Raw genomic sequence first — 19944 nt, forward strand, 5'->3', positions numbered from 1 at the left:
CTGGCATGCTTGGTGCATGCGTGAGGTGATGCAGTCGACGAAGCTGGCGGACGTCCTGTACGACATCAGGGGTCCGGTGCTGGAAGAGGCCAGGCGTCTCGAGGACGAGGGCCACCGCATCCTCAAGCTCAACATCGGCAACCCGGCACCGTTTGGCTTCGAGGCTCCCGACGAGATCCTCGTCGACATCATCGCCAACCTCCACCAGGCCCAGGGCTACAGCGACTCGCAGGGGCTGCTGCCGGCGCGCCGCGCGGTCGTGCAGCACTACGAGGAGCGCGTGCCCGGCATCGACGTCGACGACGTCTATCTCGGCAACGGCGTCTCCGAGCTCATCGTCATGGCGATGCAGGCGCTGCTCGACGACGGCGACGAGGTGCTCGTGCCGATGCCGGACTACCCGCTGTGGACGGCTGCGGTCAGCCTCGCGGGAGGCACGGCGGTGCACTACCGCTGCGACGAGGCTTCCGACTGGAACCCCGACATCGACGACGTCCGCGCCAAGGTCACCGACCGGACGAAGGCGATCGTCATCATCAACCCCAACAACCCGACGGGCGCGGTGTACTCGCCCGAGGTGCTGCGCGACCTCGTGCAGGTGGCGCGCGAGAACAACTTGATCGTCTACGCCGACGAGATCTACGACAAGATCCTGTACGACGACGCCGAGCACACCTGCGTGGCCTCGCTCGCCGAGGACCTCCTGTGCGTGACGTTCAACGGCCTCTCCAAGGCCTACCGGGTCGCGGGCTTCCGTAGCGGCTGGATGATCCTGTCGGGCCCCAAGCACCACGCGCGCTCGTACGTCGAGGGCCTCAACATGCTCGCGAACATGCGGCTGTGCCCCAACGTCCCCTCGCAGTACGCGATCGCGACGGCGCTCGGGGGACGGCAGTCGATCAACGACCTGCTGCTGCCGGGCGGTCGGCTGCTCGAGCAGCGCAACCGCGCGTACGAGCTGCTCACGGCGATCCCGGGGGTGACCTGCGTGAAGCCGAAGGGAGCGCTGTACATGTTCCCGAGGCTCGACCCCGAGGTCTATCCGATCGTCGACGACGAGAAGTTCGCGTACGAGCTGCTGCGGGAGCAGAAGCTGCTCATCGTGCAGGGGACGGGCTTTAACTGGCCGACCCCGGACCACTTCCGCCTCGTCACGCTGCCGCGCGTGGAGGACCTCGAGGACGCGATCGGCCGCATCGCGACGTTCCTGGAGACGTACGCCGCCTGAGTCCCGCGCCGCCGCCCTCGCCACGCCCCGACGCGGCGCCTGTGCGCGCGGTTGCACGCGCCTGGGAGAATGGACGCCATGCCCACCACCGCCCCCGTACGCCCGCCGCTGCGCCTCGGCACCCTCGAGGTCGCGACGCCGGTCGTGCTCGCGCCGATGGCAGGCGTCACCAACGCGGCGTTCCGGCAGCTGTGCGCCGAGCAGGGCGCCGGGCTCTACGTCTGCGAGATGATCACGTCGCGCGGGATCGTCGAGGGCGACCCGATCAGCCTGCGGATGCTCAGCTTCGCCGAGGCCGAGACGGTGCGGTCGGTGCAGCTGTACGGGATCGACCCCGTCTACATCGGCAAGGCGGTGCAGATCCTCTGCGAGGAGCACGGCGTCGGCCACGTCGATCTCAACTTCGGCTGTCCCGTCCCGAAGGTGACCCGCAAGGGCGGGGGAGCGGCGCTGCCGTGGAAGGCGACGCTGCTCGGCGAGATCCTCACCGAGGCGGTGCGCGCGGCGAGCCCGTACGGGGTCCCGGTCACGATGAAGACCCGCAAGGGCATCGACGACGACCACCTCACGTACCTCGATGCAGGGCGCATCGCGCAGGACGCGGGGTGTGCCGCGATCGCGCTGCACGGGCGTACGGCGGCGCAGCACTACTCCGGTCAGGCCGACTGGGATGCGATCGCGACCCTCAAGCAGGCCGTCGACATCCCCGTCCTCGGCAACGGCGACATCTGGGAAGCCTCCGACGCCCTCGCGATGATCGAGCAGACCGGCGCCGACGGCGTCGTGGTCGGACGCGGCTGCCTGGGGCGCCCGTGGCTGTTCCGCGACCTGGCGGCCGCGTTCGCCGGTGAGCAGGAGACGGCGATGCCGAGCCTCGGTGAGGTGGCCGCCTGGATGCGCCGGCATGCCGAGCTGCTCGCGGCGGACATGGGGGAGGAGCGGGGCTGCATCGAGTTCCGCAAGCACGTCGCGTGGTACCTCAAGGGCTTCCGTGCCGGTGGGCAGATGCGACACGCGCTGGCGACGATCAGCTCGCTGGCCGACCTGGACGCGCTGCTGGCCGACCTTGATCACAACGAGCCGTACCCGATCGGTGAGCTCGGCAAGCCACGCGGCCGTCAGGGCAACCCCAAGCGCGTCGCGCTGCCGGACGGGTGGTTGACCTCGCGCGAGGTCAGCCGCATCGATGCCGCGGCCGAGGACGCCACCTCCGGCGGTTGAGCTAGGCGGAGAGGCCCACCGGGACACCGGCCCGTACGACGGTCCGCGGACGCGACTCGTCCCACAGCACTTCGACGTCGTCCATCGGGTCGGCGGCCAGGGCGACGAGGTCCGCCGGCGAGCCCACCGCGAGCCGACCGAGCTCCGGCCGCCGGAACAGCGCGGCGTTGACCGTTGTGAGCGAGCGCAGCAGGGCCTCGGGCGTCTGCACCTCGGCCTGCAGCTGCAGACCGCGCAGCTGGTCGTTCTCGAGGTCGCCCATCAGGTCGCTGCCGAACCCGACCGGGACACCAGCCTCGGTGGCCAGCGTGATGGCGTCCTTGCCCGAGCCGAGCACCTCGGCGTTCTTGGCGCGACCCACGGGCGACAGCCCGACCTCGTCGGCGCGTCGGGCCATGGAGTCGTACGCGACCAGGGTCGGAACGAGATAGGCGCCGTGCTCGGCCATCGTCCGTGCCGCGGCGGAGTCGATGAGGTTGCCGTGCTCGATCGAGCGGACGCCGTGGGTGACCGAGTGGATGACGGCCTCGCTCGAGTAAGAGTGCGCGGCGACGTAGCTGCCGCGACGGGTCGCCTCGTCTACGACCGCGGCGATCTCCTCCGCCGAGTACTGGGGGATACGGATCGGGTCGACCGGTGACACGACGCCGCCCGACGTCATGATCTTGATGACGTGGGCACCCTGCTGGAAACGCCGCCGGACGGCGCGGCGGAGGTCGTCGACCCCGTCCACGATCTCGTTCATGTGGCCCTCGTGGAAGCACACGTCGAGGTCCGCCGGACGGGGGTCGCCGTGACCGCCGGTCTGACTGAGCGCCGGCCCGCTGTAAAGGTAGCGAGGAGCGGCGACCAGCTGCTGATCGAGCGCCTGCGCGAGGCCGGCGTCACCGCCGGCCACGTCGCGGACCGTGGTGAACCCGCGTGCGAGGGCCGCACCGAGGCGTCTCGTCGCATTGATCGCGACGAAGCTCAGCGCGCGGCGTTCGAGCTCGAGCCCACCCATGCACGTGCTGAACGCGTGGAAGTGGGCGTCCAAGAACCCGGGCACGACCGTGGCTCCGCCGAGGTCGAGCGCCGGTGCCTCGGTCGCCCCGACGCTCCCGATCTCTTCGATGACACCCCTCTCGACGAGGAGGTCGCCCTCGACGACCGAGCCGCTCTCGGGATCGCGGAAGCGACCGTTGCGCAGGACCAGGCTGCCGCTCATACCGCAGCACGATACCGGCGGCGGCCGTCAGCTCTCCCCGAGAGCCTCGCGTGCCTCGCGCGCCAGGGCCAGCTGCTTCTCGGCCAGCCCGCGTACGTCCGCCGAGGCCAGGGAGCGCCCCATCGCCTCGACCGGGCCGTCCGGCGTGTGCACGGTCAGGTCGGCGACGCCGCGCCACCGCTGGAGCGGACCCTGGGTGATCACGACGGACTGCGTCTTGGCGTGCGGGACGACGTCCGTACGGTGCGTCACCCACCCGCGGTCGGCGACGAACGCGTGCGCGTCGGACCCTGCGGACCGGAAGCGCCACCCGATCGGCGCGAACAGCCGCGAGCGTCTCGGAGCGCGAGCCCGCGGGACCGTCTCGGGATCGACGTCGGCGAACAGCTCGCCCAGCACCATCCGGACCTCCTGCGGCGTCGCCACGGGAACGAGCGTCGCGCTGCTGCCTCCGCCGTCGGTGTCGCGTGACGCACCGGCCACGGTGACGTCGGCGCGCTCGAGGTGCAGCGGGCGCCACAGCGCGGCCTGGTGCACGACGACGGCCTGCACCCGGTCGTACGGGATCGTCTGCGAGATCCGCGACAGCAGGCCGCGCGTCACGTGGAGCCCGGTGGGTGCGCGTCGCAGCGTGAAATCCCACTGGGCGATCACGCGCGACATGATCACCTGCCCGGCCCAGAACAGGAACGGCAGCAGGCCGACGATCACGAACCCGGGGAACACGAGGCCGACGACGAGCAGGACGAGCATGAACGCCGCGGGCGTGAGGAACTCCGCCGACAGCAGGGTCGCCACCACCAGCCGCACCGGGCGGACGATGAGGATCGGAGGTGAGAGATCGACGTGCAATCCTTGCACCGCGACGCCGCCGTCGGGCTGGCCCGGCTCGCCCTCGGCTGCCTGGCTCGGCGCGGGAGCACCGACGGCCTGCGAGCCCGCCTCGTATGCGCGCTGGAGCAGGAGGTGACGCAGGCGGTCGGCGTCGCTGTGGCGCAGGTACTGCAGGGAGAGCCGCGAGTCGTCACCGCCCGCGAGCTCGATGCGCAGCTCGCACAGGCGGAAGATCCGGGCGGCGAAGGGCTCGGCGATGTCGACCGACTGGATGCGCTCGTACGGGGCACGCCGTGACTTGCGCGTCAGGATGCCGCTCTCGATGCGGATCTCACGGCCGTCGATGAAGTAGCGGGTGAAGCGCCACGAGAGGTAGCCGAACACGACCCCGAGCAGCGCCGCCACGCCGACGAGCGCCAGGCCGACCCACAGGACCGAGAGCAGGCTGCGGTCGCCGCCGCCCTCGAGGACGTCGCGGCCGAAGGCGAACAGGCCCGCGGCGACCCAGATCCAGACCCGGACGAACGCACTCGCCGGGTGCGTACGCTGCCCTTGTGCCGCCGGCGGCTGCTCGAACGGGGCGGCCTGCGGCTCAGATTCCGGAGCCACGGGTCTTGCCCAGCTCGGTGAGGCGGTCGCGCAGACGGACGGCGTCGTCGGCGGTCACCCCGGGGATCACCGCCGAGGTGTGGGACGACGCCGTGTGCAGCGAGACCTTCGCGATGCCGTAGGAGCGCTCGATCGGGCCGGCAGTCACATCGACGTACTGGACCCGCCCGTACGGGACGGCGACGATCCGCCGCCACGCGACACCGTGGCGTACCCACAGGTCCTCGGCGTTCTCGGCGAACCCCCACGCGGCCTGGTTGCGTGCCGCCCAGAGCCAACCCCAGACGATCCCGGCGACGGCGGCGACCGCGATGAGCGCCACGAGCCACCACCACTGGAGGAGCAGGGCGACGGCGACGCACGCGATCACGGCGGGGATCGTGATCCAGAGGACGAGCATCAGCCGGTGGAGCGTACGGAGCTTGACCGAGACCGGCTGCCACGCACCTGCAGGCGGGTCGAAGAGGGAGTCCACGCGCCGACACTACCCGTGCGGCGGCCGAGCCTTGTGCGGGTCGGTCACGATTCCGCACACGCCATGGACGGATAAGTCCTCCTCGGCAACAATAGGCGCAGACCCGGACCCGGGTCGTCTCCACTTCACTCGGATCGTGCGGCACGTTCCTGCCGCTGAAGGGATGTATCAGTCATGGCATCTGTCACCTTCCAGAAGGCGACCCGTATCTTCCCGGGCCAGGACCGCCCGGCCGTCGACGAGCTCGAGCTCGAGGTCGCGGACGGGGAGTTCCTCGTCCTCGTCGGCCCGTCGGGCTGCGGCAAGTCCACCTCGCTGCGGATGCTCGCGGGGCTCGAGGAGGTCGACGCCGGCCGCATCCTCATCGGCGACCGCGACGTCACAGACCTCGCACCGAAGTCGCGCGACATCGCGATGGTCTTCCAGAACTACGCGCTCTACCCGCACATGTCGGTCGCCGAGAACATGGGGTTCGCGCTCAAGATCGCCGGCACCCCGAAGGCGGAGATCAAGCAGCGTGTCGCGGAGGCGGCCGAGATGCTGGGCCTCACCGAGTACCTCGCGCGCAAGCCGAAGGCCCTGTCCGGTGGGCAGCGCCAGCGCGTCGCGATGGGCCGCGCTATCGTCCGCTCGCCGCAGGTCTTCCTCATGGACGAGCCGCTGTCGAACCTCGACGCCAAGCTCCGCGTCCAGACCCGCGCCCAGATCGCGCAGCTGCAGCGCCGGCTCGGGACGACGACGGTCTACGTCACGCACGACCAGGTCGAGGCGATGACGCTGGGTGACCGCGTCGCGGTGATGAAGGACGGCGTGCTCCAGCAGATCGACACGCCGCGCGCCACGTACGACAAGCCGAACAACGTCTTTGTGGCGGGCTTCCTCGGCTCGCCGGCGATGAACCTCTTCGACGTGCCCGTGACCGCGGGTGGCGTGAAGGTCGGCGACACCGTGGTGCCGGTGGCACGCGAGGTGCTCGCGCAGACAGACTCCCCGGTGGTCACGCTCGGCGTCCGCCCGGAGGACATGACGCTCGGCGACCGCGGCATCGCGACCGTGGTCGACGTGGTCGAGGAGCTGGGTTCCGACGCGTTCGCGTATGGCCACACCAAGCACGGGGAGAACGACCAGACCCTCGTCTCGCGCGTCAACTGGCGTACGCCTCCGCAGATCGGCGAGGTCGTCAACCTCACCGCCGATCCCGAGCGCGTGCACGTCTTCTCGAAGGAGACCGGGCTCCGTCTCGGCTGAGGCCGAGGTCCCGTCCCCGATTCGGGCGGTTCTCCACCGAACCTGCGACCGGGTTCGGTGGAGAACTGCCCGAATCGCGGACGGGACGGGACCCTCAGAAGCCCTGCCAGGCGGGCTTGCGCGCGAACGTGTGCCGGTAGTAGTCCGCGAAGTCCAGGCGCGACGCCGCCGCGTCGTCCACGAACACGGTCGCGTGCGGGTGCCACTGGAGGATCGACGCGGGGCAGCGCGCCGACAACGGCCCCTCGACCGCGGCCGCAATCGCGTCGGCCTTGCCCTCGCCGGTCGCGACCAGCACGAGGTGGCGCGCCTCGCGGATGGTGCCGAGGCCCTGGGTCAGTACATGGGTCGGCACCTCGTCGACGGAGGCGAAGAAGCGCGCGTTGTCCTGGCGGGTCTGCTCCGTCAGCGTTTTGGGCCGGGTGCGTGACGCCAGCGACGACATGGGTTCGTTGAACCCGATGTGACCGTCGGTCCCGATCCCGAGCAGCTGCACGTCGATGCCGCCCGAGGCCGCGATCGCCGCGTCGTAGCGGGAGCACTCGGCAGCAAGGTCGGATGCCTCGCCGTGCGGAGAGTGCACCTGCGCCGGGTAGAGGTCGACGTGCTCGGTCAGCTCCCGCCGGATCACCGCGGCGTACGACTCCGGGTGCGACGCAGGCAGTCCGACGTACTCGTCGAGCAGGAACGCCGTCGCGTGCGCAAACGACAGCCCGTGCTCGCGGTGCCGCCGGATCATCTCCTGGTAGGCGGCCAGCGGCGAGGAGCCGGTCGCCAGCCCGAGCACGGGCGCGGGGCCGCGAAGCACAGCCTCGTACACGTCCGCGACGTGCTGGCCGATCTCCTCGGCGGACGCGCAGATCACGACCTCCACGACGACAGTCCTTCCTCGTCGGACGCACCCTCGGGCGCGGCCAGCTCGGCAGCCCCGAGCGCGGCGGCAGGGTAGGCCTGCGGCAGCGCGGTCGTCCGGTCGCGCAGCCGCAGGCTCGCGACGAACGGCGACACGCCCTCGGTGGCGTCGAGCTGGGCGAACAACGGTTCCATGACCCGTGCGCCGAGCCGCATCACGCCACCGGCGAGGACGACGTGCGCGGGGTCGACGCTCAGGGTGACGATGCGGATCGCCTCACTGAGCCAGTGCACGAACGAGTCACGGATCGCGAGCGCGCGCTCGTCTCCCGCGTCGGCGGCGTCGAACAGCGCAGCCGGCTGCGGGCCGGGACCGCCGTACGGCCACTGGCGGGCGAGCCCGCGGCCCGACGCGTACAGCTCGAGGCATCCGTGCTGCCCGCACGTGCACCGGGGCCCGTCTTCCACGACGGAGAGGTGCCCGACCTCGCCGACCACCCCGTACGCTCCGCGGCGCAGGCGCCCGTCCAGCACGAAGCCGGCAGCGAGCCCGGTGCCGACCGAGATGAGTGCAACGTCATCAGGCTGCCCCTGCTCGGAGAGCCACGTGGCGACCCCGCGGGCGGCGGCGTTGACGTCGTTGTTCACCGTGACCGGCACCGACAGCGCGCTCGTCAGGGCGCCGCGCAGGTCAAATGCTGCATCGATGTCGAGGTTGACCGCGTTGGTGAGGACGCCGGCAGCGTCGACCGCCCCCGGGATGCCGGCACCGACGGCGGCCAGCGTCGTCCCAGCCGGAAGCGCCTCGACGAGGTGCTTCACGACCTCCAGCGAGGTCGCGACGACACCCGCAGGGCCGACGACGGTCGGCATCCGCACGTCGGCGAGGACCTCTCCGGGGCGCGTCACGTCTGCGGCGATCCCGTGGACCTTGGTGCCGCCGATGTCGAGCCCGATCCTGACGGCGGTCATCGTTCCTCTCCGGTCGACTCGGCGAGCGCGGACGCGATCGCCGTACCCACGACCCGTGACACCGTCGCCGATGCACCCCACCCGCGGACGACGCGGGGGAGTGTCATGACCTCGGGTGAGGGCCACCCGAGCTCGACGACGAGAGTGTCGGGTCGCTGCTCCACGAGGGAGCGCAGCCAGGTCCACGCGCGGTCGTCGGCGGCGGCTGAGCGAGCCACCACGATGACCGGCCCGTCGTACGAGGCGACCTCCGCGACGTCGAGGCCGCCGTCCGCACCCGGCACGAGCGTCGTCGCGTCGATCCCCAGGTCTCCCCAGGCAGCGCCGCCGACGGCCATGTTGGCGCCGGTCTCGAGCCGGACGACCAGCGGCGTGCCGGGACGAAAGGTACCGATCTCGTCGAGGACGGCAGCAGCCGCCGTACCGCCGAGCGTCAGCCCGCGGTCGACGACGGCGGGATCTGCGGGGACGACGTCGGTCCCGTACGAGGCGGCGAGGGCGTCGACACGGGCGGCAGCGTCGTGCAGCCGCGCGGCGGACAGGTCGCCGGACGCCACCGCGGCGACGATCGCGGCGACGACGTCCCGTACGTCGTCAGGTCCGCGGCCTCTCAGCGACGGGCCGATGCACAGCAGGTCGGCTCCCGCGGCGAGCGAGGCGACCGCCGCGGCAGGGATGCCGATCGTCGCGCTCGCTCCTGCCATGTCGAGCGCGTCGGTGACGATCACGCCGTCGAAGCCGAGTTCGTCGCGCAGCAGCCCCGTGAGGATCGCGTGGCTCAGAGTCGCGGGGCGGTCTGCGTCGAGGGCCGGCAGCACGATGTGCGAGGTCATGATCGTGGCGGCACCAGCCTCGATCGCCGCGACGAACGGCACGAGCTCGCGTGCGCGCAGCGTCTCCAGGTCGGCGTCGACCCGGGGGAGCGCGAGGTGCGAGTCAGCCTCGGTGTCGCCGTGGCCGGGGAAGTGTTTGACGCACGCCGCGACGCCCTGCTCCTGGAGCCCGCCGACCCACGCGGCGGTGTGCCGCGCGACGAGATCCGGGGTGTCACCGAAGCTGCGCGTGCCGATGACGGGGTTGCGCGGGTTGGAGTTGATGTCCGCGTCGGGGGCGAGGTTGAGCCAGATGCCGGCGCTCTTCAGCGTGGCGCCGATCGCCGCGGCCACGGCGTCGGTGGTGGCGGTGTCGTCGTACCGGCCGAGCACGGCGTTGCCCGGGTACGGGCTGCCAGTGGCGTAGTGCAGGCGCGTGACGTCGCCGCCCTCCTCGTCCAGCGCGAGGGTCAGAGCAGGGGAGAGGGCGCTGACCTCGCGGGCGAGGGTGAGCGCGTCGGCCGGGTCGGCGGTCAGGTTGTTGCCGTACAGGCAGATCCCGCCCAACCCGTCCTCGACCAGCCCGGGCAGCCAGGCTGGGACGTCGGGGCCCTCGAAGGCGCCGAGAACCACCCGATGCGCGGCGCGGCGCACGGCGGCGTCGGGGCTCATCCCTTGACCGCCCCGGAGACCATGCCGCTGGTCATCTTGTTCTGGACGAACATGAACAGCCCGATCACCGGCACGGCGACGAGTGTGGCACCGGCCATCACTGCTGGCCAGTCGATTGCCTGGTTGGAGACCGTCGTCATGCCCTGCAGCCACAGTGGGATCGTACGGTTGGACGGGTCCATGACGACGGTCGCGAGAGTGATCTCGTTCCAGCACTGGAGGAATCCGTACACGCCCGAGGCGACCAGACCGGGCGCCAGCAGCGGGAACGTGATCGTGAAGAACGCACGGAAGCGGCTGCAGCCGTCCACCATCGCCGCCTCCTCGAGCTCGGCCGGTACGCCGGCGACGAACCCGCGCAGCATCCACACCGTGAACGGCAGGATCATCGCGAGGTAGAGCAGCGTGAGCCCGGCGACCGTGTTGAACAGGCCCCAGCCGGACAGCATCTTGTACTGCGAGATGAACAGCGCCTCCGCAGGGATCATCTGCACGACGAGGATGACGATGATGAACGCGCCCTTGCCGCGGATGCGGAAGCGCGAGATCGCCAGCGCCGCGAGGAACGCGAACGCCAGGCCTGCGACGACCGCGAGGACCGTGACGGTGAGGCTGAGCTGCATCGAGTGCCAGAACGACGCGTCGACCACGCGCCCGTACGCGTCCGTGCTCGCCTCGTCGTTGAACGGGAGCCACGCCGGGTCGGGAGCCCGTAGACGGCTGCTGCTCTGGAACGAGCTGTTGACCATCCAGTAGACGGGGAACGCCCACACGGCCGCGACCAGGATCGCGACGGCGCTGGAGAGCCTGCGGCCCTTGCGAGGACGGCGACGGCGGAGTGTCGGGGTAGCGGGTGCGGTCATGACGCGCGCTCCTCACGCAGCAACGAACGGACGTAGCCGAACGTCAGGACGAGTGTCAGAAGCAGCATGAGCATCGCCACGGCAGAGGCCATGCCGTACTCGCTCTGCGCGACGCCGAGCTGATAGAGGTAGGTGCCGAGCAGGTTCGTCTCGCTCACCGTGCCGCCCGCGCCTTGGAGGTACTTGATCTGCGCGAACAGGCGCAGGTCCCACACGATTTGCAGCAGCATCACGATCGAGAGCACCGGGCGGATCGTCGGCAGGACGATGAAGCGGAACCGCTGGGTCCGCGAGGCGCCGTCGAGCTGCGACGCCTCGAGCGTCTCCTCGGGCACCTGCGTCAGCGCCGCGTACAAGCTGAACGCCACGAACGGCACGCTCATCCAGACCACGATCACGCCGGCGACGAGGAAGAAGGTCCACGGGTTCGCGAGCCACGAGTAGCCGTCGAACGAGGCGAACCCGACCTTCACCAGCAGCCAGTTGACGACGCCGTAGCGGGTGTCGAACAGCCAGTTCCACACCGTCAGGCTGGCGATCAGCGGGCTCGCCCACGCGGCGAGCAGCGAGACCTGCAAGATGATGCGGGCGGCCGTGGACACCTGGCGCATCAGCAGCGCGAGCGCCATCCCGATCACCATCGTCAGGGAGGCCGCGGCGAAGCAGAAGGCCACCGAGCGGGCGATGACGAGCCACGTCGTCTTGTCGGTGAGGACGTGGACGTAGTTGTCGAGTCCGATCCAGCCCGGTTCTGCGGTGCCGAACTGCTGGGCCAGGCCGAACTCCTGGAACGACATGAGGATCTGGCGGACCAGCGGGTAGCCGAGACCGAGGGCCAGCGTGAGCAGCGCAGGGACGAGCAGGAGGTACGGAGCGGGGCGCCGCCGCCGGTTCCGCAGCGGCGGGGGATCCGCCTCAGTCTCCGTCGGGGGCGCGTCGTAGGTCATCGCCTGAGCCATGGTCTGCCTGTCGTGGTGAAGGGGTACGGGGCCCGTCGCGGCGGGGGAGTCGCGACGGGCCCCGTACCTGGTCGTACGTACGGGACGAGTCCCGAGGGCCTACTTGTTGAGGATGGCCTCGAGCTTCGCGTCGTACTCCTTGGCGGTCTTCGCGACGTCCTCGCCGCCGGCGAGCTTGCCGAAGAACTCCTCCATCACCTGCGTCGTCTCGACCTCGGTCCAGTGCGGGGAAGTCGGGGTCAGCTTGGAGTTCGAGGCAGCCGCGATCGACGCCTGAGCGAACTCGTCGTCACCCATCTTGGCCGTGAACTCCGGGTTCGCCGGGCCGAGACCGTTCTCGGCGAGCATCGTCTGGTACTCGTCGCTGTAGATGAGCTTCAGCAGCGCGTACGCCTCGTCCTGCTTCTTGGACTTGGCCGAGATGCCGATGTTGGAGCCGCCCGCGAACACCGGCGCGGCGTTGCCGTCAGTGCCCGGCAGTGCGAAGCCGCCCAGGTCGGTGGCCATCTCCTCGGGGACGCTCCAGCGTGCCCAACCCGGCGCCATGAACATCGCGGCCTCGCCGTTGTTGTACGGAACCCACGCCTCGGCGTCGAGCCCGTCCTTCGGGGCGGCGCTGGCGTTGTCGGAGAGGTTCTTCCACTCCTCGAGGCCCTTGACGCTCTCGGGGGAGGAGAGCTTGCCGACCCAGCTGTCACCCTCCTGGGCGGCGATGTCGCCACCGTTGGCGAACAGCCACGAGATGCCGTTGCGCCAGTCCTGGCCGGGAACCCAGAAGCCCGAGTAGTCCTTGCCGCCCTTGGCCTTGAGCGTGACCGCGGCCTTGTTGAACTCGGCGAGAGTCTTCGGCGGCGTGATGCCGGCGTCGGCGAAGGCCTTCTTGCTGTAGAAGACGTAGCGCGAGCCCCAGTAGTAAGGAAGGGCGAACTGCTTGCCGTCGTACGAGCCGGCCTCGACGAAGCTCTCCGGCGCGATGGTGTCGCCGAGGTCGCTCACCTTGTCGGTGAGGTCGGTGAACGCGCCGACCGATGTGAAGGTCGCCGCCTGCGTGTTGCCGACCTCGAAGACGTCGGGCGTCTGGTTCTCGTCGCTCAGTGCGGTCTGCAGTCGCGGGATCAGCTGGCCCCAGTCGATGCGCTCGATCTTGAGGTCGGTGCCCTCGTTCTGGGCCTCGTACTCCTTCTCGAGCCACTTGGTCAGGTCCTCGGGCGTGTCGGTCTCGCCGGCGAGCCAGAGCTTGACGACCTGGGTGCCCGACGCGGAGTCGTCGCCGGAGTCGGAGCCACAGGCGGTGAGGGCGAGTGCGGAAGCCACACCCAGCGCCGCCAGTCGAGTCAGATTCTTCATTGTTTCGTTCCTTCGGGGGGTGAGAGGGCCGCGGCCGGCCATCTGGTGAGGGGTGGGTGACGACACAGGAGTGCGATCGCGTGGCGACGGATCCGGTGTCAGACCACCCCTAGCTGGGCGAAGCGGACCTGAGCCGCTGCACCCGTGAGGACGACGTCCCGCGCGAGCGAGGCCATCCGCACGTCAAGGTTCTCGGCGACGACCGGCATGCTCCGTTCGACCACCGCAGCGCGGACTGCCTCCAGGAGGGGGCCGTCCAGCAGCTCGACGGGGCCGTAGAGCACGACATCGGTGATGCCGAGGGTGGTGACGATGGGAGCGAGGACGGTCCCCAGCGTCGTGCCGACCGTGCGCAGCTCCGCGTCGGCGGCGTTGGGCGCCGCGTCGGCGAGGCGGTCACGGAGGCGAGGGATCGCGAGCACCGTCTCGAGGCAGCCGCGGTTGCCGCAGGCGCACGGGGTGCCGCCGGGCTCGACGACCACGTGGCCGACCTCGCCGGCCGACAGCAGCGGGCCGCCGAGCATCGCGCCGTCCATGAGGATGCCGCCACCGACGCCGAGGCCGATGGCGACGAGCAGGAGTCCGTCGGCGTTGCCGGCGCCGAAGGTGCACTCGGCGAGGGCGGCGATGTTCGCGTCGTTCGCGATCGACACCGGCAGGCCGACGCGGTCGCTGACGATCTCGGCGAGCGGGAGCTCGTACCAGCCGAGGTTGGGGGCCTGACGGACGACGCCTCGGTGGTCGACGACGCCGGGGGTGCCGATGCCGACTCCCAGGACGGGACGCGGGGAAGCGTCGACGAGGGAGCGGACCAGCGCGACGACGAGGTCGACGGCGTCCTCGCCCCGGGCGTCACCGAGCGCGGCGCTGTCTCGCGCGACGATCTGACCTTCGAGATCCATGAGCGCGCCGCGGAGGATCGTGTCGTCGGAGAGGTCGAGCGCGGCGATGAGCACCGCGTCGGAGACGAGACCGAGCAGGGTTGCAGGCTTGCCGGGACGAGCACCGGGCTTGGTGCCGAGCTCGGCGACGAGACCGTCGGCAAGGAGCTCGGTGACCAGGTCGGAGACGGTGACGCGGGTCAGGGACGTGGCGCGCGCGAGGTCGGCGCGACTGAGCGACCCCTCGTCTGCGAGGCACTGCAGGAGCAGCGAGAGGTGGTGCCGCCGGGTGTCGGCGGGCAGCACCTTGTCGGTCGCGCGGCGGGCTGGACGCTGCCGCAGGGGAGGCATCGTCCGGGCTTCGCCGGGGAGGGTGGTCCGCTCGATCACGTTGTTAGTTCAGCCTACTAACAAACCTTCGGTCAAGCGTCGTGGGCATTTCGTTATCTTCGCCTCGCCTCGGCTCGCGCGCCCCGCACCGGCCGTCGGTCGCTCGGTGTCCACGGCGCCGGTCTGGGGGGTGACGTCGCCGGGGCCACATTGACCGGGTACGTCACCAGGTGCGACACTGGGAGACGGCGTAGTCCGCCGTCCCGGCTCGCTTCTCGCGGATCGGCGCGTGCGCCACCTGCTCACTCCCGATGCGAAGGATTCCGATGGCCAAGGCTCTCCTCGGCTACGTGGCGACGCCGAACGTTCACCAGGCCCGCGAGGCGCAGCTCCGACGCCGCATCGCCGATCTCGAGGCCGAGGTGATCCGGCTCAAGCACGAGAACGACGAGCTGGTCGCCGGCTCCGACCTCGGTCCCGTGGACCTCTCGACCGCCGATCTTCTCGAGCCCGCCCGCTCCTGATCCGCGGTTCCCGGTGCGCGTCTCCTGTCGCGCTGCCCGGGCGTGGCGCGACGGACCACCCCCGTCGGTCACCTACTCTGAGGACGGCATCCTTCCCCGCTGCCCGTAGCCGACCGGCTGCACTTCAGCGCCGTCCGACCGTCGTCGTGCGAAGGAGCATGGCTTGCATCTCAAGAGCCTGACGCTGCGTGGGTTCAAGTCCTTCGCGTCCGCCACCCACCTCCAGCTCGAGCCCGGCATCACCTGTGTCGTCGGACCCAACGGCTCGGGCAAGTCCAACGTCGTCGACGCCCTTGCATGGGTGATGGGCGAGCAGGGAGCCAAGTCCCTGCGCGGCGGCAAGATGGAGGACGTCATCTTCGCCGGCACCTCCGCCCGAGCCCCGCTCGGGCGTGCCGAGGTGGTCCTCACCATCGACAACGGCGACGGCGCTCTGCCGATCGACTACGCCGAGGTGACGATCTCGCGGACCATGTTCCGCAACGGCGGTTCCGACTACGCGATCAACGGCAACCCGTGCCGCCTCCTCGACGTCCAAGAGCTCCTGAGCGACTCGGGCATCGGCCGCGAGATGCACGTCATCGTCGGCCAGGGCCAGCTCGACTCCGTCCTGCGCGCGTCGCCGGAGGAGCGCCGCGGCTTCGTCGAGGAGGCCGCCGGCGTCCTCAAGCACCGTAAGCGCAAAGAGAAGGCGCTCCGCAAGCTCGACGCGACCGAGGGCAACCTCACGCGCCTCCAGGACCTCCTCGCCGAGATCCGACGCCAGCTCAAGCCGCTCGGCCGCCAGGCGGAGGTCGCCCGCAGGGCCGCCGTCGTCCAGGCCGACGTCCGTGACGCGCGTGCCCGTCTGCTTGCCGACGACGTCCTTCGAGCGCGTGATCAGCTGCAGTCCGAGCTCGCCGACGAGGAGGCGCTGCGGCTCAAGAGGACCGCCGTCGAGGGCTCCGTCGCCCAGATGCGGACCGAGGAGGCGGCGCTCGAGGACGCGCTGCGCGAGGATGCGCCGCGGATGCAGGCGGCGCAGGACACGTGGTACGGGCTCAACAACCTGCGCGATCGCCTCCAGGGCACGGCGAGCCTGGCCGCAGAGCGGGTGCGCAACGCCGCGGCGATGCCGGCCGACGAACGGCGCGGGCGTGACCCGGAGGAGCTCGAGGAGGAGGCCGGCCGCTTCGAGGCCCAGGAGAAGGCCATCTCCGAGGAGGTCGGCGCCGCCGAGAAGGGGCTCGAGGACGCCATCACCGTACGCAAGGCGGCCGAGGCGGCGTACCAGGCTGAGGAGCGGCGCATCGCCGACCTCGTCCGCGCCGCGTCCGACCGCCGCGAGGGGCTGGCGCGCCTCACGGGGCAGGTCAACACCCTCCGTACGCGGGTGCTCGCCGCCGAGGAGGAGATCGGCCGGCTGGAGGAGAGCCGCGACCTCGCCGAGAAGCGTGCCGAGCGCGCTCAGCACGAGTTCACCGTCGCCGAGACCCAGGTCGCCGGGCTCGACTCCGGAGAGACCGGGCTCACCGCCGAGATTGACGGCGCTGAGGCCGCGCTCGCCGACGCCTCCGACCGCCTCGCCAAGACCACCGACGCGGTTCACGTCGCCGACCGGGAGCGCGCCGGGCTCGAGGCCCGAAAAGAGGCTCTCGAGATGGGCCTGTCGCGCAAGGACGGCGCGGGGGCGGTGCTCGGTGCGTCCGAGCGCCTCGGTGGCGTGCTCGGCTCGGTCGCCGCCGTCGTCACCGTCCAGGCCGGGTACGAGGCTGCGGTCGCCGCGGCGCTCGGACCGGCCGCCGACGCAGTGGCCGTCGACTCCTTGGTCACCGCGCTGTCCGCGGTGGAGTCGCTCAAGGCGACGGAGGACGGTCGCGCCGGGCTGGTCGTCGGATCCGCGCCTGCGACCGACCGCGCCGGCTGGCCGGCGCTGCCCGACGCGGCCACGTACGCGCTCGACGTGGTGGAGGCGCCGCACGGCGTGCTCGCCTCGCTCGGCCGCCTCCTCGACCGGGTCGTGGTCGTCGACGACCTGGCGACGGCCCGCGACGTCGTCGACCGAGAGCCGACCGTCACCGCGGTGACTCGCGAGGGTGACGTGGTCGGCAGCCACTACGTGGCCGGCGGTTCACAGGACATCCCGAGCCTGATCGAGGTGCAAGCCGCGGTCGACCAGGCGGCCGAAGGCCTCCGTGACGTCGCTGGGCGCCGTACGGAGCTGGACGCCGAGGTCGTCCGTCTGAAGGGCCAGCGCGACGAGGCTAAGCAGCGCCTCGACGTGGCCATGGCCAAGCGGCGCGAGTCCGAGGCCAAGGCCAACGCCCTCACCGAGAAGCTCGCCCAGCTCGGCTCGACCGTGAAGGCGGCCCGCGACGAGGCCACCCGCCTCGCGGCCGCGATCACGAACGCTCAGAAGGCCCGCGACGACGCGTCCTCCGGGCTGGAGGCGCTCGAGCAGCGGCTGACCGAAGCCGAGAACGCGCCGGAGGACGAGCCGGACACGGAGCCGCGCGAACAGCTCGCGGAGACGGCCAAGCAGCGCCGCGCGGCCGAGACCGAGGCTCGCCTGGCCCTACGCACGAGCGAGGAGCGTGCCCGCGCGATCTCCGGCCGTGCCGCAGGTCTGCGTCGTCGTGCCGCCGAGGAGCGTGCCGCGCGCGAGCGTGACCGCGTCCGTCGTGAGCGGATGCGCCGCGAAGGTGTCGCCGCGCGTGCGGTGGGCGAGGCGACGCAGGTCGTCCTGGAGCACCTCGCGGTGTCGCTGGCCGCCGCCAAGACGGCGCGCGACGCGATCACGGCGGCGCGCGCGGAGCGTGAGCAGAAGCTCGCCGACGTACGGCGCCGCCTGCGTGACCTGTCCGTCGAGCTCGCGCGTCTCACCGACTCGGTGCACCGCGACGAGGTCGCCCGCGCCGAGCAGCGCCTGCGGATCGAGGCGCTCGAGACGCGAGCGCTCGAGGAGATCGGGATCGAGCCGGACTCGCTCGTCACGGAGTACGGTCCCGAGGCCCTCGTCCCCGTGCCACGTCCCGTCGACGCTGCCGAGGACGATCCCGACCCCGAGCCCGTCCCGTACGTCCGTGCCGAGCAGGAGAAGCGGCTGCGTGCCGCCGAGAAGTCGCTCGCGCTGCTCGGCAAGGTCAACCCGCTCGCGCTTGAGGAGTTCTCGGCGCTGGAGGAGCGGCACAAGTTCCTGTCCGAGCAGCTGGAGGACCTGCGCAAGACCCGCAAGGACCTCCTCGAGATCGTCACCGAGGTCGACCGGCGCGTCGAGCAGGTGTTCACGAGTGCCTGGGAGGACGTGAGCAGGGAGTTCGAGGGCGTCTTCTCGCGGCTGTTCCCCGGAGGCGAGGGCCGTTTGATCCTCACCGACCCGTCGTCGATGCTCACCACTGGCATCGAGGTCGAGGCCCGGCCGCCGGGCAAGAAGGTCAAGCGGTTGTCGCTGCTGTCCGGTGGAGAGCGGTCGCTGGTCGCCGTGGCGTTCTTGGTGGCGTTGTTCAAGGCGCGGCCGAGCCCGTTCTACATCCTCGACGAGGTCGAGGCGGCGCTCGACGACACCAACCTCGGGCGCCTGCTGGAGATCTACGAGGAGCTGCGCGAGAACAGCCAGCTCATCGTGATCACGCACCAGAAGCGCACGATGGAGGTCGCTGACGCGCTGTACGGGGTCTCGATGCGCGGCGACGGGGTGTCCGCGGTGATCAGCCAGCGGATGCGCGAGGCCGAGCCGGCGTAGGTCTCGACAGGCTCGACCAGCGGGGTGTTCGTGGGTTGAGCTTGTCGTGGTCTCGACAGGCTCGACCGGCGGGGGAGTTCGTTGGTTGAGCTTGTCGAAACCTGGCGGCGGGGTGTGCGCTTGTCGTAGCCTCGCCCGGTATCGTCCGGCGCGTGACTGTCCTCCCCACGCGTGACGATTTCCCGGTGCTGCGCCGCCTCACGACGCGGTGGTCCGACGAGGACGTGTACGGCCACGTGAACAACGTGACCTACTACTCCTACTTCGACACCGCGGTGAACGGTTACCTCATCGACGCCACCGGCACCGACATCCGCCGCCTCGACGCGATCGGGCTCGTCGTCGAGACCGGCTGCCAGTTCAAGCGCGAGCTCGGCTTCCCCGAGGACGTCGAGGTCGGGCTGGCGGTCACGAGGCTGGGCAGCTCCTCGATCGTGTACGAGATCGGGCTGTTCCAGGGGGAGTCGCCCGAGCCGGCCGCGATCGGCCGTTTCGTCCACGTCTACGTCACCCGCGAGGACCGCACGGTCACCCCGGTCCCGGAGGCGATCCGCGACGCGGTCACCCCTCTCGTACGGGGCTGAGCGGGGCGCAGGCGGCTGCCGACGAAGGCGCTGCCGAGAGCGCGGTCGACCGGGGAGACACCGCGCACCTAGGCCTGAGGCCGTGCGGGCCGTTCGTACACGAGCTCGAGCCCGTCCTCCTTGTCCCACTGCTCGCCCACGTGGACGAATCCGAACGGCAGCGCGAGGTCACGCGACGGCGTGTTGTCCGGGGCGATCGTCACCCGGACGACCGCCACTGTCGGGTCAGCGTCGGCGCGGGCGATCAGTGCGGTGAGGGCCGCACGGGCAAAGCCACGGCGCCGGTACGAAGGGTCGACCTCGTACCCGATCTCCACCATGCCGTCGGTGTCGGGAGGCCCGTGGAATCCTGCCCTCCCGACCGCGACCTCGGCGTCCTCGTCCCAGATCACGCCGGTGACCCACTCCGCGCTGGCGGGGTCGTCGACGACCTGGCGTGCGCGCATCCGCCAGACGGCGCGGAACGTCTCGCTGACGAACGGCTCAGTCAGCGGCACGGGTGAGGTGGCGTTGGCGGCGTCGAGGTCGCCGTCGGCCAGCGCGCTGATCGTTTCGGGCGCGAGGTGGACGATGCAGGCGCGGGGGAGAGGCACCGGCAGAGCGTA

The 19944-nt window shown here is 70.9% G+C and carries 17 protein-coding genes; 6 read left to right on the forward strand and 11 right to left on the reverse strand.

All coding sequences use genetic code 11. The features are described 5' to 3' along the window. The first annotated feature begins 16 nt into the window (after nucleotides 1–16). Together ACFSDF_RS16660 and dusB are read left to right on the forward strand one after the other, a co-directional pair. Complete coding sequence (locus ACFSDF_RS16660; RefSeq protein ID WP_167003720.1) at nucleotides 17–1228, forward strand: pyridoxal phosphate-dependent aminotransferase; 1212 nt, start codon at nucleotides 17–19, stop codon at nucleotides 1226–1228. 78 nt (nucleotides 1229–1306) lie between these two features. After that, complete coding sequence (gene dusB / locus ACFSDF_RS16665; protein ID WP_377158367.1) at nucleotides 1307–2449, forward strand: tRNA dihydrouridine synthase DusB; 1143 nt, start codon at nucleotides 1307–1309, stop codon at nucleotides 2447–2449. 1 nt (nucleotide 2450) lies between these two features. Here the strand turns inward: dusB and ACFSDF_RS16670 are convergent, their stop codons facing one another. From ACFSDF_RS16670 to ACFSDF_RS16680, 3 genes are read right to left on the reverse strand one after another with little or no spacing between them, the layout of a single operon-like run. After that, nucleotides 2451–3656: a metal-dependent hydrolase family protein gene (locus tag ACFSDF_RS16670; protein ID WP_167003716.1), complete on the reverse strand. Its 1206-nt coding sequence runs from the start codon at nucleotides 3654–3656 to the stop codon at nucleotides 2451–2453. 27 nt (nucleotides 3657–3683) lie between these two features. Continuing rightward, complete coding sequence (locus ACFSDF_RS16675) at nucleotides 3684–5099, reverse strand: PH domain-containing protein (RefSeq protein WP_167003714.1); 1416 nt, start codon at nucleotides 5097–5099, stop codon at nucleotides 3684–3686. Further along, nucleotides 5083–5574, reverse strand: coding sequence for a PH domain-containing protein (locus ACFSDF_RS16680; RefSeq protein ID WP_377158370.1), 492 nt, complete (start codon nucleotides 5572–5574; stop codon nucleotides 5083–5085). Before ACFSDF_RS16680 ends, ACFSDF_RS16675 begins: the two co-directional genes overlap by 17 nt. A gap of 174 nt (nucleotides 5575–5748) precedes the next feature. Between ACFSDF_RS16680 and ACFSDF_RS16685 the strand changes: the two genes are divergently transcribed. Beyond that, nucleotides 5749–6822 carry an ABC transporter ATP-binding protein gene (locus ACFSDF_RS16685; RefSeq protein ID WP_167003709.1) on the forward strand — a complete coding sequence of 358 codons (1074 nt, stop codon included), beginning with the start codon at nucleotides 5749–5751 and terminating at the stop codon, nucleotides 6820–6822. A gap of 94 nt (nucleotides 6823–6916) precedes the next feature. Here the strand turns inward: ACFSDF_RS16685 and nagB are convergent, their stop codons facing one another. From nagB to ACFSDF_RS16720, 7 genes are all read right to left on the reverse strand, one after another. Continuing rightward, nucleotides 6917–7696, reverse strand: coding sequence for a glucosamine-6-phosphate deaminase (nagB, locus tag ACFSDF_RS16690; protein ID WP_167250359.1), 780 nt, complete (start codon nucleotides 7694–7696; stop codon nucleotides 6917–6919). Beyond that, a complete protein-coding gene (locus tag ACFSDF_RS16695; RefSeq protein WP_167003705.1) occupies nucleotides 7684–8646 on the reverse strand; it encodes an ROK family protein in 963 nt (320 codons plus the stop codon). Before ACFSDF_RS16695 ends, nagB begins: the two co-directional genes overlap by 13 nt. Then, nucleotides 8643–10130, reverse strand: a complete 1488-nt coding sequence (locus ACFSDF_RS16700) for a glycoside hydrolase family 3 N-terminal domain-containing protein (protein ID WP_377158373.1) — start codon at nucleotides 10128–10130, stop codon at nucleotides 8643–8645. Before ACFSDF_RS16700 ends, ACFSDF_RS16695 begins: the two co-directional genes overlap by 4 nt. Further along, nucleotides 10127–10993 carry a carbohydrate ABC transporter permease gene (locus tag ACFSDF_RS16705; protein WP_167003701.1) on the reverse strand — a complete coding sequence of 289 codons (867 nt, stop codon included), beginning with the start codon at nucleotides 10991–10993 and terminating at the stop codon, nucleotides 10127–10129. Before ACFSDF_RS16705 ends, ACFSDF_RS16700 begins: the two co-directional genes overlap by 4 nt. Continuing rightward, complete coding sequence (locus tag ACFSDF_RS16710; RefSeq protein ID WP_167004927.1) at nucleotides 10990–11940, reverse strand: carbohydrate ABC transporter permease; 951 nt, start codon at nucleotides 11938–11940, stop codon at nucleotides 10990–10992. The genes ACFSDF_RS16705 and ACFSDF_RS16710 overlap by 4 nt, the downstream gene beginning before the upstream one ends. 111 nt (nucleotides 11941–12051) lie before the next feature. Beyond that, complete coding sequence (locus tag ACFSDF_RS16715) at nucleotides 12052–13299, reverse strand: extracellular solute-binding protein (protein WP_167003699.1); 1248 nt, start codon at nucleotides 13297–13299, stop codon at nucleotides 12052–12054. 98 nt (nucleotides 13300–13397) lie between these two features. Further along, a complete protein-coding gene (locus tag ACFSDF_RS16720; RefSeq protein ID WP_243842972.1) occupies nucleotides 13398–14570 on the reverse strand; it encodes an ROK family transcriptional regulator in 1173 nt (390 codons plus the stop codon). Between the two features lie 266 nt (nucleotides 14571–14836). Between ACFSDF_RS16720 and ACFSDF_RS16725 the strand changes: the two genes are divergently transcribed. The 3 genes from ACFSDF_RS16725 to ACFSDF_RS16735 all read left to right on the forward strand — a co-directional run bounded on the left by ACFSDF_RS16725 (nucleotide 14837) and on the right by ACFSDF_RS16735 (nucleotide 19339). After that, the gene (locus tag ACFSDF_RS16725; RefSeq protein ID WP_167003697.1) at nucleotides 14837–15034 is read left to right on the forward strand and encodes a hypothetical protein; all 198 of its coding nucleotides are present in this window, start codon (nucleotides 14837–14839) and stop codon (nucleotides 15032–15034) included. A gap of 163 nt (nucleotides 15035–15197) precedes the next feature. Next, nucleotides 15198–18755, forward strand: a complete 3558-nt coding sequence (gene smc, locus ACFSDF_RS16730) for a chromosome segregation protein SMC (protein WP_167003695.1) — start codon at nucleotides 15198–15200, stop codon at nucleotides 18753–18755. A 152-nt stretch (nucleotides 18756–18907) separates the two neighbouring features. Further along, nucleotides 18908–19339 (forward strand): acyl-CoA thioesterase, encoded by a 432-nt coding sequence (locus tag ACFSDF_RS16735; protein WP_208322362.1) that lies wholly within the window; start codon nucleotides 18908–18910, stop codon nucleotides 19337–19339. 68 nt (nucleotides 19340–19407) lie between these two features. Here ACFSDF_RS16735 and ACFSDF_RS16740 read toward each other — a convergent pair whose 3' ends face one another. Beyond that, nucleotides 19408–19932: a GNAT family N-acetyltransferase gene (locus ACFSDF_RS16740; RefSeq protein ID WP_167003693.1), complete on the reverse strand. Its 525-nt coding sequence runs from the start codon at nucleotides 19930–19932 to the stop codon at nucleotides 19408–19410. Nucleotides 19933–19944: the final 12 nt, after the last annotated feature.

The sequence above is a fragment of the Mumia zhuanghuii genome (assembly GCF_042681565.1).
In the GTDB taxonomy this organism is placed as follows: Bacteria; Actinomycetota; Actinomycetes; order Propionibacteriales; family Nocardioidaceae; genus Mumia.